The sequence below is a fragment of the Paenibacillus oryziterrae genome (assembly GCF_042610485.1).
In the GTDB taxonomy this organism is placed as follows: domain Bacteria; phylum Bacillota; class Bacilli; order Paenibacillales; family Paenibacillaceae; genus Paenibacillus_AQ.
Genome location: NZ_JBGJZO010000001.1, coordinates 291,135 through 307,587 on the forward strand (window position 1 = coordinate 291,135; position 16,453 = coordinate 307,587).

Consider the following 16,453-nt stretch of genomic DNA (forward strand, 5'->3'; position numbering starts at 1 on the left):
CAGCTCTACATTATATCTCATCGCTAAAGGGGAGACCTCTATTTTGGAAAAGCGCAAATATGGCAATACCGACATGGAAGTGAGTGTTCTTGGTTTTGGCGGGTCTGAAATCGGCAGTTCGGATGAGAAGACGGTTGACCGCTTGCTTGGAAGCGCCGTTGATGCGGGGCTTAATCTGATTGATACCGCGGAATGCTATGGCAACAGCGAGGAATTGATTGGCAAGACGTTGGGTAACCGCCGAAGCGATTACTATCTGTTCACCAAATGTGGACATGCCGCAGGTATGGATTATCCGGATTGGGATCTTAAGCTGTTGGAGAAAAGCATTGACCGCAGCCTTAAGCGCCTGAAGACCGACTATGTGGATATGATTCACTTACATAGCTGCCGGGAAGAGGTACTGCGTGAGGGTGGGGTTATAGAAGTTCTACAGCGTGCCAAACAGGCGGGCAAAACCCGTTATATTGGCTACAGTGGAGACCGTAAGGATGCACTCTATGCCGTTCAGACCGGTGTTTTTGACAGTCTCCAGACTTCAGTCAACATCGCTGACCAGGAAGTTATCGATTTGACCTTAGGCGAGGCTATCAAACGTAACATGGGTGTAACTGCTAAACGTCCGATTGCCAATGCGGCTTGGCTGTTCGAAACTATGGATGAATCGGAATACCCTTATATCTACTGGAACCGTATACGCGATCTTGCCTATAGCTTTCTTGGCGATCGGCAGACCAGTGTAGAAACTGCACTTCGTTTCACATTAAGCACTCCCGGTGTACATACAGCTATTGTAGGTACCCGCAATCCGGAACGTTGGCAGCAGAATGCAGCTCTACTCAGCAAAGGTCAGCTCCCAGTCGAGCAATATGAGGAGATTCGCAGCATTTGGCGCAGTGTAGCCGCTCCTGATTGGGTCGGACAAACTTAATAGGGTGAATAAAACTTCAAAGCACATACCGCATACGCGGTATGTGCTTTTTTAGTACGCCCAGCATGGGTGTCAGCTCTAAGTTGAGAGTTCCGTTTGTTTTCGGTGAAAGGAAAATAATTTCCGTGATTTTATAATGCAAAAGGTGCCCCGCGCCATAGCCATGGCTTGTGAGACACCTTTATGTACTTTCTTTTAAACGGATTTATCTTTATACCACCTGTTTGCCCTGACACTTCTTGCATACATTAACGACGTTACCTGCCGGCCCTCTGAGAGGGTAGAGGAGTTTAATACGGGTGCTGCCGCAGATAGGGCAAGTACCTCGCGCGCGCGAGGGCATACGCCAGAGTGATTTGCCGCGTTTATTCTTAGCCATGAAAAGTCCCACCTTCATTATTGATGTCTACTCTTATAGCTATGCAGGCGATTGGATCAGTAGAAGAGAGGTTTTCCATATACCGGGGAGCTCTTGCCCTTAAAGACTTTTATCTCAAAGAGCATAATTATAGAATCAGTCTTCGCACTGAACTAATGGACAGCTTAACTTGATTAATTATGTTATATTGCACTAGTATAAAAACATATATTAATTCAACTATGAGGTGTATACATGCGATTTAATGAATTTTATGTTGGACAAGAATTTAAAAGCAAATCATTAAAATTAACAAAAGAGGACATTACTAGATTTGCAGCGGAGTTTGACCCGCAATATATGCATTTGGATGAGGATAAAGCAAAGGAAGGACGGTTTAATGGAATCATCGCCTCCGGTATTCAAACTATTGCTGTATCTTTTAAGCTATGGGTGGAGACGGGTGTCTACGGAGAGGATGTTATTGCCGGGACTTCTATGAATAATCTTAAATTTATCAAGCCAGTCTATCCGGATGATGAATTACATACCCTTGTTGAGGTAACTGCTGTACAAGAGAAGAAGAATGAAACAGGTAGCGTTACTGTGTTGTTGTCGACATTCAATCAGAAAGATGAGAAAGTGTTTGAAGGTGATTTATCCGTACTGGTGAAGAAGTGAAGTGAATTTGAAAGTCAGCGATCTGGTTCAAATGTAGACTTAAGTTACAATTTAAGAAGGTTCCGGGATTTCTCCGGAGCCTTTTTTTATTTCATAAGTGAAAATCATGCTTTTCGGAGGATAAATGAAGATTGCGTTAAGATATTAACGTTTTAGGGGTGAAAAATACCCCAAAAAAACAGCGTATAACATAAATTATACGCTGTTTTAGTTCTGAGCGCTTTTCACGAGTTCTCACGGACAAGTGGGTGCGAAAATTAATGGTTTTTTTATAAAAATCGGACCTCAATATCTTTATATCGTCCTGCTTGGAGTTTTAGCATTCGGAGCTGAAGGGAACGCTGCTTGAATGTTCCTTTGCTTCGATCCGGATTGACAGGGTATGGCAGTGGAATGATTTCGCTGTTGTCTTCACCTAACCCATTGATCCTGATTTGAGTCCGGTTGAGCTGCACCCAGATATTCTCGGGATGAATCTTCTCAGGGATCACGATTTTGGTAATCAGATAGTTGTGCGTATCTAAGTGCTCGTATCGTAGTTTTGTTCCTCCGGCCGACAGCGCAGAAGAGGTTGCTTCACGAATGATATTTTCCACATAGCCATCGATTTGATTCGGGTCCAGCTTCCATTGCTCTTCAAGACCCTTCAGTGATAATTGCTGTTTAAAAAAAGGATCCTCATTCAGCCAATTCATTGGATTCGACTTATTAGACCGCATGAATCGCGCACCTCCTTGATATGTATACAATGTATGGGCGAAACACTTAGTCAGTGACACATGGGCGAATATCTACATAGAATGGCGTATCATGCGGAAGGGAGGAGTGGATGCGTGGTTTCCATTATCGGGAACATCAAGATCAACAGCGTAGGTCCAAGCTCCACGGTTCTCGTGGGGAATACGGCTTCCGTCATTCTTAGCAGCAACACGAAATTATACGCCGGTGCCAACTCCTTCTCAGTTGGTGACTCTATAGGAACAAATATTACAAACAACCAGGCCAGTAGCACCAATACGATGGATTCGGATGTCGTGGATCAGGTATCTCCTCCTTAAGGGTGTGGGCGATATGAATATTTCGGTGTATCAATGTATTTCAATCAACCATTTGAACGTGGGTAACCTCTCTAATTCCTCTGTGCTGCAAATCGGTACTTCCGGGAAAATCAACGCCTCGTCAACGAATAATACATCCAGTAATTCACCTGCATCACCACCTGCGGGAAACGATAAGACAACAGACGCTGCTCCCCGAGTACTTCTGCCTGCACCAGCCCTGCTGTATCCACGCTGAATTAGGGGTGTGCCCGTTGCATACAATGAACCATGGGAGGGGATGGTATGCATCCATATTATGTTCAGCAGGTATTTGATCAGCTCAGAATTCAGCATGGGAAGCTGGAACAACTGGAGAAAAAGATTAGTGAGCTTCAGGCTGAAGTGGACCAGCTGAAAAGCAGCCCTAATTCTACGATTGGACCAATCAATTATCATTTTGAACAGCTCAAGATTGAGAAGCTGGAAGGCACTTTAAATATAGGAATTACCCCAAATGAAGGTAATGGACTAGAAGGTATGACGGTGAACGGTCAGCAGGCAGGAGCACACGATGCAACTAGCCCCGCTTTGGCGGAATCCATTCGTCCTAAGGTAATTAAATATGTAGACGAAGAAGTGCCGCAGCAGTTTCAGAGATATGCCGAAGAGCAGCAGCGGAAGCTAAACAAACAGTATGTTCAAATGGTTACCCATGACCTTAGTCAGCAGTTGGGCGGGCGGATTGATGAATATCTAAGCCAGCTTCCGGTGCATGTAAGCGAGCGGGCGAGTGATGAGATAATCTGTGCCTCCATTGTTGAGCAAATCAAACGGGATCTCGATACAGCGGTTAAGAACCATTTAGAATGGAGCTTGGAAGGAGGAGGGAATCTGCATGAAGGTAACAATCGTTAATGGAGAACTAAAAGTGGGGTCGGTAAAAGTAATATCCATCGCGGGTTCATCCGTGTTTCTGGTCGGAGATTCGCAGAACATTTATTGTTCATCGCAGTATGACAGTAAGACAGAAAACGCAGATAATTCAGGTAACTCTGATTCGGAAGCCGAAACTCCAGGCAAAGGGGGCTAATTATGCGCTCTCCTAGCATAGGCAATGTCTATATTAACTCGATTTCTGAAGCTTCAATCTTTGTGTGTGGTGAAACCGGATCCATAAGATCACGACAGATGATGCAGAAAGAAACGATGCTCTCGGCTAATGATTCGCTAATGGATAAACCAGAGGGTGGGTCAAGCTCATTTATCAATAGGACTGAAGATTATGAAGTGGGTGAACTTGTCATGCTTCTTCATCCCCGGGATGCTCGGATCCAGATGGACTTCCTTAAGGTTCTTTCGATTACTGGAAGCTCTGCTGTCCAAGTTGGAAATAATGATTATATCCGGTTGCAGAGCAACATCCAGGAAGTTAACCACATTAATCAATCAGGTGATGATAGCACAAACTCATGAGGACTGTCTCATTTTAAACGGTCAGGCTTTGCCACCCCATGCTATAATAGTTGGAAAAACAAATGGGTGTGATTCCTTTGACTTACAAGGGTTCTAAGCGGATATGGAGATCGGAAAAGCTATCGAATCTTGGCTCCTCTATTTTTTCGGAAGTGGCAGCATGGAAAGAAGAAGCGAGCAGTAACGGTCTGAATGTCATCGATCTCGGGATAGGTAGCCCGGATCAGGCGCCCGCACCTCAGATTCGTGAAGTTTTAAGTGCCGCAGTGCTTAGAGGAGACAGCTATTCCTACCCATCCTCTAAGGGAAGTCTAGCATTCCGCAAGCAGGCTGCTGCTTGGATGAACAAACGTTTTGGTGTTGTGGTTGACCCGGAAGAGGAAATCGTGTCGTTGATGGGGTCGCAGGATGGACTTGCGCATTTAGCATTAGCTATTTGCAATCCGGGAGACTTAGGAATCGTTCCTGATCCGGGTTATCCGATCTATTCGGGTTCACTCGCGATTGCCGGGGTTCGTCCGTGGTTTCTGCCGCTGCTGAAAGAGAATGAATTTTTGCCGGACTTGGATCAAATTCCTGAACAGGTATGGCGGGATGCGGCGTTTATTCTGCTCAATTTTCCCGGCAATCCGATCTCGACAGAGGTGGATATTACTTTTTTTGAGAAATTAATTAGGCTTGCCCGTAAGTGGGACGTGCTCGTTATCCATGATCTGGCCTATTCGGAAATGGGTTTTGACGGTTATCGGCCGATTAGCATCCTGCAGGTTCCCGGGGCTGTAGACACAGCGGTTGAATTTCATTCCTTCTCTAAAAGCTTTAACATGGCAGGCTGCCGCATCGGATTTATGACAGGAAATCGGGAAGCTGTTGGTGCACTCCGGGAATTGAAGGGCAATATGGATTATGGTGTGTTTAATCCGGTTCAGGAAGCTGCTATTGCAGCCTTGGAACTGGCAATGTCAGACGATTACGATATCAGTGTCGGTCCGCTCTATGAGCACCGCCGGGATGTATTTGTTGAGGCACTTGCGAAGGAAGGGTGGATCGTTCCCAAACCGAAAGCAACCATGTTTATTTGGGCTCCACTTCCGAAGGGGCAACGCAGTAATGAGTTTACAAGCTCACGCGATTTTGCCAGGGATCTGCTGCTGAAGACAGGTGTAGCCGTCATTCCTGGTGATGCTTTTGGATCTCAGGGTGAGGGTTTCGTACGTATTGCCCTAGTAGAAGAAGAGGGGCGCTTGCTTGAAGCGGCCAAGCGGATTGGTACATATTTGCGTGGTGAGTAATTTATTCTATCCCTAACTATTTTTATATAATATAACAAACAAAAAGCCGGCAGGCCTGCCGGCTTTTTATTATTAGGAAGAATCAATATATGATTTCCTGCAATGTAATTATAACTCTTCCTTCAGCCATGCTTTTGTAGTGAGTAATTAATGCATTAAGCCGTTGTTTTTGATTTTTTTTCCGACGTTGAAGGAGATAATTTGATGTGTTTTTCCCCTCCCCGGAAATATATGATACCCGCGAATAACACAGCAATCAGCACCGGATAGCCAATCGCCCACCCTGTGAACGGAAACACAGCCGCCGTTGCAATGAAGGAAATCCAGCTTATTGTCACGCCAAGTCGGCTTCCCTTGAGGAGTCGTATCCCTGCGGCGCAGCCGCCGATATAGGTCAGAATAAAAGTAGCGTTAGGGAACTGAATTAATGTGGTGATCGAGAGAATACCACTACCATATAAGATAAGTACTGCCGCAAAACAGAACATCAGGAAGCCGATGGCTCCGACAGGGGTGTGATAACGTTTGGACAACCTGCCCATCCACTCTGGTGCATATCCCTGTCGGGATAAAGCGAAAGCTACTCGTGATGCAGCTCCGGTATAGGCAATAATAGTGGCGGTGCAGATGAATAGTCCGGTCAGGCCAGCGATAAATCCTCCCCAGGCACCCAGGGGCTGGCTTATTATCCATACCAGTGATGATTCTGAACCCCCGCGGAGATAGCTTTGTGTTCCTACGGTGGCAAGCGCAGACAGAAAATACAGAATGCCGACGACAATGGCGGCGATGGTAACGCCTTTCACGGCAGCCCGCTGTGGATCCTTAAACTCCTCCGATAGATGCGACACGGCTTCCCAGCCGATAAAACACCAGAAGAGAATGGCTGCGGCCTGCCCGATGCTCATCCAGCCATGGGGAACAAAAGGCGTGAAATGCACAGCTTCCATTCGGGGAAGCGCTGCGGCAAAAGAGAAGACCAGTACAGCTACAATAGCGATAACTACGGCGATCTGTACTTTGCCCGCCAGCTGCATGCCTATCCAATTCGTAATAAGGCCGATCGCCAGCATTCCGGCTGCAAGGGCAATCCTCGCTTGATCTCCCCAGCCCATGGCTGCTGTCATGTACCCGGCTCCGGTTAATGCGGCAACAGGACCCCCGATAGGTACAGACATGAGAAAGAACCATCCTACCAGAGCGCCCGCTCTTGGTCCAAATGCCAATGTGACAAAATGGGATACGCCTCCGGCGTTCGGATACTTGGCGGAGAGCAGTCCCATGGACAGTGCCAGCGGCAGGATCAGCAAGGTCATGAATCCCCAGGCGAGCAGGGAAGCGGGTCCAGCCATTTCCGCAGCTAAACCGGGAACAATCAAAACTCCCGAACCAAGTACGGCACCGATGTACAGGGCAATCGCCTGCGGCATGCCGATGCTTTTATGCAGATTTAACTTTTCTTTCATTATAAGAACAGCTCACTTTCCTTGTCTTTTATATAAGAGTATCAGATAATAGATCCATTGGAAAAACGAAAATTTCGAATACCATCCATCTAAAAAACCGATGATTCAGTTGATGAAGAGGAGGTACTTATGGAATCCAGACATCTATTTACGTTCTTGGCTGTCGTTGAAGCCGGAAGCTTCACGCGAGCTGCACAGAAGCTGGACTACGCTCAATCCAGTATAACCGCACAAATCCAATCACTTGAAGCTGAGCTTGGGCAGCCTCTATTCGACCGGATCAGCAAAAAAATCATCCTCACGGATGCAGGCAGACGCCTGCTGCCATATGCCCAGGAAATCTCCAAAATGCATCTTATGGCCGAGGATGCGCTTCGTTCAAATCAGGAGTTGTCGGGCGCTTTGCGCATCGGCGCACCGGAGTCCTTGGCCGCATTTCGGCTGCCTGGAATTATCAAGGAATTCCGCAGCTCTTTTCCGCAGGTGCAAATTCTTCTTAAGCCTGGGGACTGCATGGAACTGACTGGCTTGGTCCGATCCGGGGAACTCGATTTGGCTTTTCTGCTTCAACCGGAGACTGAATATAAGGACTTGCATGTTGATACATTGATTCATGAAGAAATGGCGTTATTAGCACCGCTGAATCATCCTCTGGTACTACTAGAGGAAGTTGAACCTCAGCATTTAATAAGCGAAACGATTCTGCATACCGAAGCGGGATGCACTTACCGTACCCTATTCGAGCGTCATTTGAACAGCTATGGCGTATTCCTGGACCCTTCGCTTGAGTTCTGGAGCATTGAGGCGATTAAGCAATGTGTCATTTCCGGCCTTGGCATTTCTTTTCTGCCGCTTGTGACCGTAAGAAATGAGCTCGCGGAAGGAAAGTTGGCCAGACTTAATTGGAACGATGAATCCCAGCGGGTCGCCACCCAAATGATCTATCACCACAAGCGGTGGATATCACCTGCTCTATCAACTTTTCTGGATACAGTACAGAAGCACGCAGTCCAGTGGAGGGATGCGCAGCATACGGAGATGCGGGATCATCTGGTCTAAGGATTGGTTCCTGTCACTCTATTCTATGGTACAATAGGTTGTCCTAATAAATGAGACGGCCTGACACAAGGGAGGCCCAAACGTGGTTGAACGAAGCGAAGATTACGAGGAAGAACTGGAAGCGTTTCTGATCTGGATGAAAGATGCCGGTTATACCTCCTATACACAGAAATCCTATCTTACGGATGTGCGTCAGTTTCTTGGAACGCTAAGAGGCAAGAAGCTTGAGGATGTCAAGAAGCTGCACGTCATCTCTTTTCTGACCTCCGTACGGGAGCAGGGAGTAAGTGATGCTACCCGAAACCGGAAACACGCCTCTGTGAATTGTTTCTTCAAAGCATTGGCAGAGCTGGAGCTGTATCACACCAATCCGGCTGCAGGCATTAAGAAATCAAAGACCGATAAGAACCGTGAACCCGTCTACTTAGATGAAAGTGATCTCAAGCGATTCCTGTCGGCCATCGAAGGCAAATATCGGTCGCGCAATTTGGCGGTCTTTTTACTTATGTCCTATATGGGGTTGCGGGTAGGAGAGGTTCATGTTCTTAATCTTAGCGATTATATGAGGGATAGACGTATGCTGCGGGTGTTCGGTAAAGGGCGCAAATGGCGTAATGTTCCAGTGCCTGAAGATGTGGTCCCTTTTCTAGAGCAAGCGATCGAAGAACGGTTAAAGCCTTGGCGCAGTAAGGAAGAAGCTATGTTTATCTCGCAAAAGGGGCGGAGGTTATCCATCCGAGGGATTCAGCAAATGGCATCCGAGACGTTCAGCCGGTTCCAAAGTGAGATACCCGCTGTCCAACAACGTCCGTATTCGAGCCATAAGCTTCGGCACTCTTTTGCCACCATGCTGTTGAGAAAAGGCGCTGATCTCCGGACGGTTCAAGAGCTGCTCGGGCATTCATCGATACAGACAACTACGGTGTATACACATATTACCAGCAGGGAAAAAGAGGAAGCAATGTCGAGACTGGAGATTAATCTCTCAAGTCCTATCCAGAGTTAAGTTTACATAATAATAGTTATGTAAACTTAACGCACAATTTACGCACAATGTGCATTTTTAGGATGACAAGTCTGCTGTGAATTGCTAACATGGTAAGGGGTCACGGCTAGGAGCTCGGCAGCAATTCTGACTTTAATCAGTTAACGCGTCTGTGCATGGCGGAGGACACAAGAGAAATGGAACAACAAGAAGAGCCATGGGAGAAGCAATCCCCCACAGCATCCTCAAATGATCCAGAAGGACCGTGTAGTAACAGATTGATTGTTATAACTCAAGCTTGGTGATTTCCGACTTCAGCTTCTCAGCAGACTGCTGGAAGAGTTTTTGTTCATCGGGGCTAAGTGGGAGATCTAATACTTCCCGTACTCCTGAGCGGTCTACAACACAAGGAGCGCCAAGGAATACATCGGATACTCCATTGTAGTTATTCAGCAGTGTGGAGACATTAAGCACAGAACCTTCATTGTCCAGAATGGAAACCACGATACGGTCGAGCGCAAGTGCGATTGCATAGGACGTTGATCCTTTAGCATTGATAATTTCGTATGCGGCATTTTTGGTATCATCAAAGATTTCGTTTTGCTCCGCTTCGTCAAAGCCCAAATCCATTCCGGCAACGTTCGCAAGACTCCAGACGGGAAGCTCGGAATCTCCATGCTCGCCAACGATCTGTCCGTGTACACTGCGGGGATCCAGTTCCTTGTGTTTACCAATCAGATACCGGAAGCGTGCACTATCGAGTACAGTACCTGAACCTATGACACGTCTACGGTCGAATCCGCTTAACTTCAAGGTGGCATAAGCCAAAATATCAACAGGATTGGTTGCAATCAGTAATATGGCATGATGATTGTATTTAGTGATTTTCTGTATGATGTCCTTAAAAATGGAAATGTTTTTCCGCAGAAGATCAATCCTGGTTTCACCCGGCTTTTGAGAGGCTCCTGCAGTAACAATAATGATGTCTGCTTCACGGCAGTCCTCATACGTGCCTGCCCACAGTTTCACACCGCCGACAAATGGCATACCGTGATTCATGTCAAGCGCTTCACCAAGCGCTTTCTGGTGATTCACATCAATAAGTACAAGCTCGGGCATACGTCGGCGCAGCAATAAGGTATATGCTGTAGTCGTGCCGACAGCTCCGGTCCCGATCACCACAACGCGGTTAGGCTTGAATGGGGTGGCCATTGCTTCATCTCCTCTGAAATGTGAATTTTTTGTGTCCAATCATATCCATCATAAACTTTAAATGTAGTGTTTTCAAGGTGACGGTTTTTCATTCATTACCCCAATTTGGGTACACTAACTAAAGCTTTAATGGAAAGGAGAACGTGATGTTTAGCATCTCCACACTCTTCTTATTTATTGGGGCGGCTGTGCTGCTCATCCTGATTCCAGGTCCGGACCTTATCTTTGCAGTAACCCAAGGAATCACGAACGGACGTAAGGCTGGCGTCTTTACTGCAGCGGGTCTGGCACTCGGGAATACAGTACATACACTTGCTGCAGCACTGGGATTGTCCATCATCGTAGCGACGTCACCTATACTGTTCACAGTGTTTAAGCTTGCCGGAGCTCTATATTTGTTTAACCTTGCATGGAAGTCAGTGAAACACCGGAAAGCTGCACTGAGTTTATCACCAGGTAGTGAGAAGGTTAACGAAATGGCACTGCTGCGGAAAGGGCTGATCATGAATGTCCTGAATCCTAAGGTGGCGATCTTTTTCCTTACCTTTTTGCCGCAATTTGTGAACTATGGTTATGGGCATGTACCCGTTCAGATGCTGGTGCTTGGTTTTATCTTTATTGTTTTAACAGCGATAATATTTGGACTGTTTGCTTATTTTGCTGGTGTGTTCAGCGGCAGGCTACTGGAGAAACCCCGGATTCAGGAAGGCGCCAACATTGGTGCCGCGATTATATTCCTGGGTTTAGGAATCAAGCTGCTGACTACCTCTGCATAAGACAACAGCTTCACATATATACACAACTGAAGCCGACAGGAGAGATTGTAAGTTATGGATTTGTTTCGCAAAAAACCGCTTGCCGCACCTCAGGGTGCCGGTACGGAAAAACTCAGCAAAACACTGGGTGCGCTTGATCTTACCGCGCTTGGCGTGGGCGCGATCATCGGAACAGGGATTTTTGTTATGACAGGCGTAGCTGCGGCAGAGCATGCCGGACCGGCACTTGTGCTGTCCTTCATTATTGCCGGGTTTGCCTGTGTTTTATCAGCCTTATGTTATTCTGAATTTGCTTCCACCATTCCAGTATCAGGTAGTGCTTATGCTTATAGCTATGTGGCCTTTGGCGAGCTTTTGGCCTGGATTCTTGGTTGGGACCTTGTGCTTGAGTACGGGGTTGCGGCAGCGGCTGTAAGCAGCGGCTGGTCAGGTTATTTCCAAGGCCTACTGGAGGGATTTGGAATCCATATACCAACAGCACTATCAGGTGCCTTTAACCCGGACAAGGGAACCTTTATCAATCTGCCTGCGGTTATTATCATCCTCTTGATTTCTTACCTGTTGACGCGGGGGGTAAAAGAAACCGCACGTTTCAATGCGATCATGGTCGTAATTAAACTAGCTGTGGTTCTGCTATTTATTGTTACAGGTGTATTCTACGTTAAACCGGAGAATTGGACACCATTTATGCCGTTTGGATTCCATGGGGTTGTCAATGGTGCTGCAACCGTATTCTTTGCATATATCGGATTTGATGCGATTTCAACCGCGGCAGAAGAGGTCAAACGACCACAGCGTGATTTGCCGATCGGTATCATTTCCTCGCTGGCTATTTGTACCGTTCTGTACATTGCGGTTTCACTTATTCTGACAGGAATTGTACCTTACCAAAATCTTAACGTTAGCGATCCCGTTTCCTTCGCACTCCGTTTTGTAGATCAGAATATGATTGCCGGATTGATCTCCATCGGTGCTATTGCCGGTATGACAACCGTACTACTCGTCATGTTGTTTGGTCAGACCCGACTGTTGTTTGCAATTTCTCGTGACGGATTGCTTCCTAAATCATTGTCCAAGGTCAGCTCCAAGTCCCACACACCAGTTCGAAGCACCTGGATGGTTGGGGGTATTATTGCTGTGTTGACTGGATTTGTACCTCTTGACCGTTTGGCTAACCTTACTAGTATCGGTACACTGTTTGCATTCCTGGTTGTTTCTCTTGGTGTCATTGCGCTCCGCTACACACATTCTGATATGAAGCGTGGATTCAAAGTTCCATGGGTTCCGTTTATTCCGCTGTTAAGTGCGGCAGCCTGCGGATATTTGATGTATAATCTGGGAAGTGAGACTTGGATCGGATTCCTGATTTGGCTTGTAGTGGGTCTTGTCATCTATGCTCTGTATGGATACCGTAACAGTAAGCTGAACGAGAAGCTTTAATAATTGGATTTACTTTAATTCATTGGTTCGAGAGGAGAGAAGGCATGCCGGGATTTGTTGGAGTTCATAAGTACATCAGGCTGCTGATTCTGGCCTTGCTGACAGCGCTGGCAGTGGCTGCCTGCTCATCTCCTCCTCCGGAGCCTTCACCACAGCCGCCACAGCCGACAGAATCCCCGGAAGAGGGGCAGACCATTACCGTAATTACACCGGATGCGGCCAATATTGATGCCGAGAATGCACCCAAATATCAGATTCAGACACGGCTTACCGATTTTGAGCTGTTAAGCGAATCTAAAGGGATCGCATGGGGCGTGACTAAGAATTCATTGCGAATTTACTTAACCCGCGACAACGGTGAAACCTGGGCGAATATCTCGCCTTCTTCCAATATACAATTCACATCAAATCCGGTTTATGGCAAAGACATATTTTTTAAAGATCAGGAACATGGCTGGATTGTCCGCGAAGCGCACGGAATTACAGAAACTGTAGTCCTGCGGACAGAAGATGGCGGTCAGCACTGGAAGATTTCCTCGCTTGCAGATGGTAACCGGATTTCGTCGATTTTCTTCATCTCTCCTGAGCGTGGTTGGCTGATGACCTCATGGAATTCTACCACTTTTAAAGAGAGTAAAGCTTTATATTCTACCATTAATGGTGGAGCCACCTGGGAAGTTGTGATGCAGAATGAACAGTATACGCCTATAACTCCGAATCCATCGATTCCGATACCTGGAGTAACGACTGGAATGTTGTACCGGGATAGTAATCACGGGTTCGCCTCACTGCAGACAGGTGCCTTACCCAAAATCTATACAACTAGTGATGGCGGCGTTACTTGGCGCCAGGGACAAGCTTTTCCCGTGAACGATCGCCTTACAACCTGTGACAGGGTGATTACCGGAACCCCAGACTTTTTTGGTACTAACAATGTGAAAGGATGGATATCCGTAGGGTGTCAGGTGGATAAGGACAGCAGTGTGACCTATCATGGATATTTTACAGCTAATGGTGGAGCCAATTGGAAATTCGTACCGTTTAACCTGGGAAAAATGACCGGAACGAATCGCGATATAGCACCTGCATTCCTGAATTCAACAACGGGATGGATATTAAGCGGCAATAATCTATATCAAACCAGAGATCAAGGGAAATCATGGAATCTGCTTCCGGTGAGTGACGTGCTTCAGTCGAAGTTAATCGAATATCCTGAAGTAGTGAAACTACAGTTCTTCTCAGAAGATCTAGGCTGGTTGTTGATAGAAAAGAAAGAGGACCGGCGCTCTATTCTGCTTCAGACCATCAATGGTGGTGTAAGCTGGAGAGTAATGTAAATAGGTCTAGGATGAACATGATTGAGAGACTGCCTTTTGGCAGTCTTTTTTTGAATTTAAGATTTTGCTATTAGGGCGAGGTCGTAACTACGGTGAATGTTTGGACTTCCAGCCACTGTTGTCTTCAGATTTCTTGATTAAAACCGCTCCTCCAGTTCCAAAAATTCCCCTTCGTTACTTTTGCCTTTTGTTTAGATATTAAGTTTAATTTTTATAACATTTTTATTTAAAATTTTCTTTAAAAGTGTGAAAAAAATCACATTACTTCAAAAAGGCGTGTGATATATTTAACACATAAAACAAGTTCAAATTTTCACAAACCTACAATCCGATTGGAGAGATAACAATGACAACTTTTGAAACGGATCATGTGACTAGAAACCTGCTGCAATTGTGCTACAACTGTGCTGATGCTCATCTGTGTGAAACGGAAGAACAATGCAGAGCTTGCTGGGCAGATAACGGAATGTTGCCGGAACAACAAGATGAAACTAAACAATTACTAGAATTAGTACATGCCTAATAAAAATATAATCAGCATATTGCATCAGTGAAGACTGCACATTTCCTAACCGGGAGAGTGTGCGGTCTTTTTGTGTTCTGTTATCCTTTATGAACCTTAAGGTGCATATATATAGAAGGAAGTGTCCTGTCCTGTGGAGGGATTGGGCTTTTATAGGACTTAGGGGGGAATAAGCTATGGGAATGGGGCCGGAGTCTTCATGGATGTTTGATTTTACCGGAACGGTGCTGCCGATCTTTATTGTCGTAATGCTGGGTATAATCGCCATATCAGCCGGCAGGGGCATCCTGCGATGGAGCCGGAATAACAGCTCGCCCATGCTGAACGTCCCTGCACGGATTGTAAGCAAGCGGAGTGAGGTCAGACAGCAGCAGGATGATGGGAACTCCAGTCGTACAATTACAACGTATTACTTAACTTATGAGGTCCTTGGCGGAGAACGGATGGAATTCAAAGTGAATGGACATGAATATGGAATGAGCGCTGAAGGTGATAGAGGCACATTAACCTATCAGGGAACCAGATACTACGGATTTCAGCGTCAGCCGGATTATTCCACTGCCGGAGGTCACTAAATCGCAGATATCCTCTTGTTTCGCTACGGCGGAGCAGGGGGATATTTAATTTTTTATTTATATCAAACTTCAATGGACTGTGGCAACTGGAAGAATCTCAAATCCAAATGACTCGAATGAGAAAGCAAAAAATGATCAATGAGGATTAATTGGCTGTCACCTCTTAGGCGAATGCACATACAATACAACGTGCGGAAAGGAATAGTGAATAAAGTCAGTTTAAGGAGGAAGCAGTGTGGCCGTCATCAAAACAAACTCGGAGGATGAAAAAGTGCTTGCGAGGCTGATGAGAGCGGAAGCCGAGGGAGATGGAGAACTCGGGATGCTTATGGTAGGTAATGTCGGCGTCAACCGGATTCTCGGAAATTGCCTCGATTTCAAAAATATCCGGAATATAAACGACATGGTTTTCCAGAGTCCGGGTGGGTTTGAAGCTACGCAGAAAGGATATTTCTATCAGCGTGCCCGTGATAGAGATGTTCGACTTGCTAAACGCACTATCGCAGGCGAGCGCACATGGCCGGCTTCCAATGCTCTTTGGTTCTTCCAGCCTGTAGGTGCTTGTCCTGCTACTTGGTACGATCAGCAGAATACCGGACGGTTCAAAGCACATTGCTTCTTTACCCCGACCAGTGCTGATTGTCCTGCAGTATACTGACCAACTTGCATGATATGAATGGAGTCCGCGCTACGATAACTTTTAGGAGGGTTCAGCCAAATGATAGTTCAACCTTACCGTCCCGTTACTTATACGATTGGGAGTGGTTCATCTGGAATGTCCGGAATGAACACTATGGGTACGCCTATGACCGGAGCTGGTATGCAGCCTCAAATGACTGGTATGCAGCCTCAAATGACAAGTACGCCGCCACCGGTGACCAGCGGCAGTCCAATGACTCCAGGAGGAACGGTTATTCCGACAACCGCCCCCGTCTTTGAGCAATCATACATCGAGAATATACTACGGCTTAATCTTGGCAAGGTCGGTACCTTTTATATGACCTATGAGAACAATAAGGATTGGAATGCCAAAATATTCAAAGGTGTACTTGAAGCTGCAGGCCGCGACCATATCATTATCAGCGACCCTAAAACGGGACAGCGTATCATGCTGCTGATGGTGAATTTTGATTATGCCACCTTTGATGAACCTCTTATTTATCAGTATCCGGGTGTTATCGGAAATCCGCTGGTTACCCGCAACTGTCGATAATTCAATCCTCTCCCGAGCCTTTTCGGGAGGGGATTTTTTTATTAATGACGGAGAAATAGTTGCTGGAGCTTGTTCCTGCGGCATACGTTGGG

21 protein-coding genes are annotated in these 16,453 nt (G+C 46.4%); 17 read left to right on the top strand and 4 right to left on the bottom strand.

Translation table 11 applies throughout. The features are described from left to right. Positions 1 to 43 precede the first annotated feature (43 nt). Positions 44 to 931, top strand: coding sequence for an aldo/keto reductase (locus ACAN55_RS01400; RefSeq protein WP_379127032.1), 888 nt, complete (start codon positions 44 to 46; stop codon positions 929 to 931). Between the two features lie 211 nt (positions 932 to 1,142). Here the strand turns inward: ACAN55_RS01400 and ACAN55_RS24235 are convergent, their stop codons facing one another. Continuing rightward, on the bottom strand, positions 1,143 to 1,328 hold the full coding sequence (locus tag ACAN55_RS24235; RefSeq protein ID WP_489685756.1) for a hypothetical protein: 186 nt from the start codon (positions 1,326 to 1,328) through the stop codon (positions 1,143 to 1,145). Between the two features lie 216 nt (positions 1,329 to 1,544). Here ACAN55_RS24235 and ACAN55_RS01405 point away from each other — a divergent pair, with 216 nt between their 5' ends. Further along, the gene (locus tag ACAN55_RS01405; RefSeq protein WP_379127034.1) at positions 1,545 to 1,970 is read left to right on the top strand and encodes a MaoC family dehydratase; all 426 of its coding nucleotides are present in this window, start codon (positions 1,545 to 1,547) and stop codon (positions 1,968 to 1,970) included. A gap of 269 nt (positions 1,971 to 2,239) precedes the next feature. Here ACAN55_RS01405 and ACAN55_RS01410 read toward each other — a convergent pair whose 3' ends face one another. Then, positions 2,240 to 2,689, bottom strand: a complete 450-nt coding sequence (locus ACAN55_RS01410) for an Hsp20/alpha crystallin family protein (RefSeq protein ID WP_379127037.1) — start codon at positions 2,687 to 2,689, stop codon at positions 2,240 to 2,242. Between the two features lie 60 nt (positions 2,690 to 2,749). Between ACAN55_RS01410 and ACAN55_RS01415 the strand changes: the two genes are divergently transcribed. The 6 genes from ACAN55_RS01415 to ACAN55_RS01440 all read left to right on the top strand — a co-directional run bounded on the left by ACAN55_RS01415 (position 2,750) and on the right by ACAN55_RS01440 (position 5,775). Continuing rightward, a complete protein-coding gene (locus ACAN55_RS01415) occupies positions 2,750 to 3,028 on the top strand; it encodes a spore germination protein (RefSeq protein ID WP_379127039.1) in 279 nt (92 codons plus the stop codon). Between the two features lie 13 nt (positions 3,029 to 3,041). Next, entirely contained in the window at positions 3,042 to 3,266 is a 225-nt protein-coding gene (locus ACAN55_RS01420; protein WP_379127041.1) for a spore germination protein GerPB, read from the top strand. A 47-nt stretch (positions 3,267 to 3,313) separates the two neighbouring features. After that, entirely contained in the window at positions 3,314 to 3,925 is a 612-nt protein-coding gene (gerPC, locus tag ACAN55_RS01425; protein ID WP_379127043.1) for a spore germination protein GerPC, read from the top strand. Continuing rightward, on the top strand, positions 3,906 to 4,100 hold the full coding sequence (locus ACAN55_RS01430) for a spore gernimation protein GerPD (RefSeq protein ID WP_379127045.1): 195 nt from the start codon (positions 3,906 to 3,908) through the stop codon (positions 4,098 to 4,100). The genes gerPC and ACAN55_RS01430 overlap by 20 nt, the downstream gene beginning before the upstream one ends. 140 nt (positions 4,101 to 4,240) lie before the next feature. Further along, on the top strand, positions 4,241 to 4,483 hold the full coding sequence (locus ACAN55_RS01435; protein ID WP_379127047.1) for a hypothetical protein: 243 nt from the start codon (positions 4,241 to 4,243) through the stop codon (positions 4,481 to 4,483). A 62-nt stretch (positions 4,484 to 4,545) separates the two neighbouring features. Continuing rightward, positions 4,546 to 5,775: an aminotransferase class I/II-fold pyridoxal phosphate-dependent enzyme gene (locus ACAN55_RS01440; RefSeq protein ID WP_379127555.1), complete on the top strand. Its 1,230-nt coding sequence runs from the start codon at positions 4,546 to 4,548 to the stop codon at positions 5,773 to 5,775. 155 nt (positions 5,776 to 5,930) lie between these two features. Here the strand turns inward: ACAN55_RS01440 and ACAN55_RS01445 are convergent, their stop codons facing one another. Next, positions 5,931 to 7,241 (bottom strand): APC family permease, encoded by a 1,311-nt coding sequence (locus ACAN55_RS01445; RefSeq protein WP_379127049.1) that lies wholly within the window; start codon positions 7,239 to 7,241, stop codon positions 5,931 to 5,933. Positions 7,242 to 7,370: 129 nt separating this feature from the next. Between ACAN55_RS01445 and ACAN55_RS01450 the strand changes: the two genes are divergently transcribed. After that, entirely contained in the window at positions 7,371 to 8,300 is a 930-nt protein-coding gene (locus ACAN55_RS01450) for a LysR family transcriptional regulator (RefSeq protein ID WP_379127051.1), read from the top strand. A gap of 82 nt (positions 8,301 to 8,382) precedes the next feature. Then, positions 8,383 to 9,306, top strand: coding sequence for a tyrosine-type recombinase/integrase (locus ACAN55_RS01455; RefSeq protein ID WP_379127053.1), 924 nt, complete (start codon positions 8,383 to 8,385; stop codon positions 9,304 to 9,306). Positions 9,307 to 9,570: 264 nt separating this feature from the next. On the opposite strand, the gene ACAN55_RS01460 is transcribed toward ACAN55_RS01455, so the two are convergent. After that, entirely contained in the window at positions 9,571 to 10,497 is a 927-nt protein-coding gene (locus ACAN55_RS01460; protein WP_379127055.1) for an L-lactate dehydrogenase, read from the bottom strand. Positions 10,498 to 10,643: 146 nt separating this feature from the next. Here ACAN55_RS01460 and ACAN55_RS01465 point away from each other — a divergent pair, with 146 nt between their 5' ends. The 7 genes from ACAN55_RS01465 to gerQ all read left to right on the top strand — a co-directional run bounded on the left by ACAN55_RS01465 (position 10,644) and on the right by gerQ (position 16,361). Further along, positions 10,644 to 11,273, top strand: a complete 630-nt coding sequence (locus tag ACAN55_RS01465) for a LysE family translocator (RefSeq protein ID WP_379127057.1) — start codon at positions 10,644 to 10,646, stop codon at positions 11,271 to 11,273. A gap of 54 nt (positions 11,274 to 11,327) precedes the next feature. After that, a complete protein-coding gene (gene bcaP / locus ACAN55_RS01470; RefSeq protein WP_379127059.1) occupies positions 11,328 to 12,713 on the top strand; it encodes a branched-chain amino acid transporter BcaP in 1,386 nt (461 codons plus the stop codon). Positions 12,714 to 12,757: 44 nt separating this feature from the next. Then, the gene (locus ACAN55_RS01475; protein ID WP_379127061.1) at positions 12,758 to 14,050 is read left to right on the top strand and encodes a WD40/YVTN/BNR-like repeat-containing protein; all 1,293 of its coding nucleotides are present in this window, start codon (positions 12,758 to 12,760) and stop codon (positions 14,048 to 14,050) included. Between the two features lie 346 nt (positions 14,051 to 14,396). Continuing rightward, positions 14,397 to 14,573, top strand: coding sequence for a hypothetical protein (locus ACAN55_RS01480; protein WP_379127063.1), 177 nt, complete (start codon positions 14,397 to 14,399; stop codon positions 14,571 to 14,573). 182 nt (positions 14,574 to 14,755) lie between these two features. Continuing rightward, on the top strand, positions 14,756 to 15,148 hold the full coding sequence (locus ACAN55_RS01485; RefSeq protein WP_379127558.1) for a DUF2500 domain-containing protein: 393 nt from the start codon (positions 14,756 to 14,758) through the stop codon (positions 15,146 to 15,148). Between the two features lie 235 nt (positions 15,149 to 15,383). Continuing rightward, entirely contained in the window at positions 15,384 to 15,806 is a 423-nt protein-coding gene (locus tag ACAN55_RS01490) for a cell wall hydrolase (RefSeq protein WP_379127065.1), read from the top strand. 60 nt (positions 15,807 to 15,866) lie between these two features. Then, the gene (gene gerQ, locus ACAN55_RS01495; RefSeq protein WP_379127067.1) at positions 15,867 to 16,361 is read left to right on the top strand and encodes a spore coat protein GerQ; all 495 of its coding nucleotides are present in this window, start codon (positions 15,867 to 15,869) and stop codon (positions 16,359 to 16,361) included. The last annotated feature ends 92 nt before the right edge of the window (positions 16,362 to 16,453 follow it).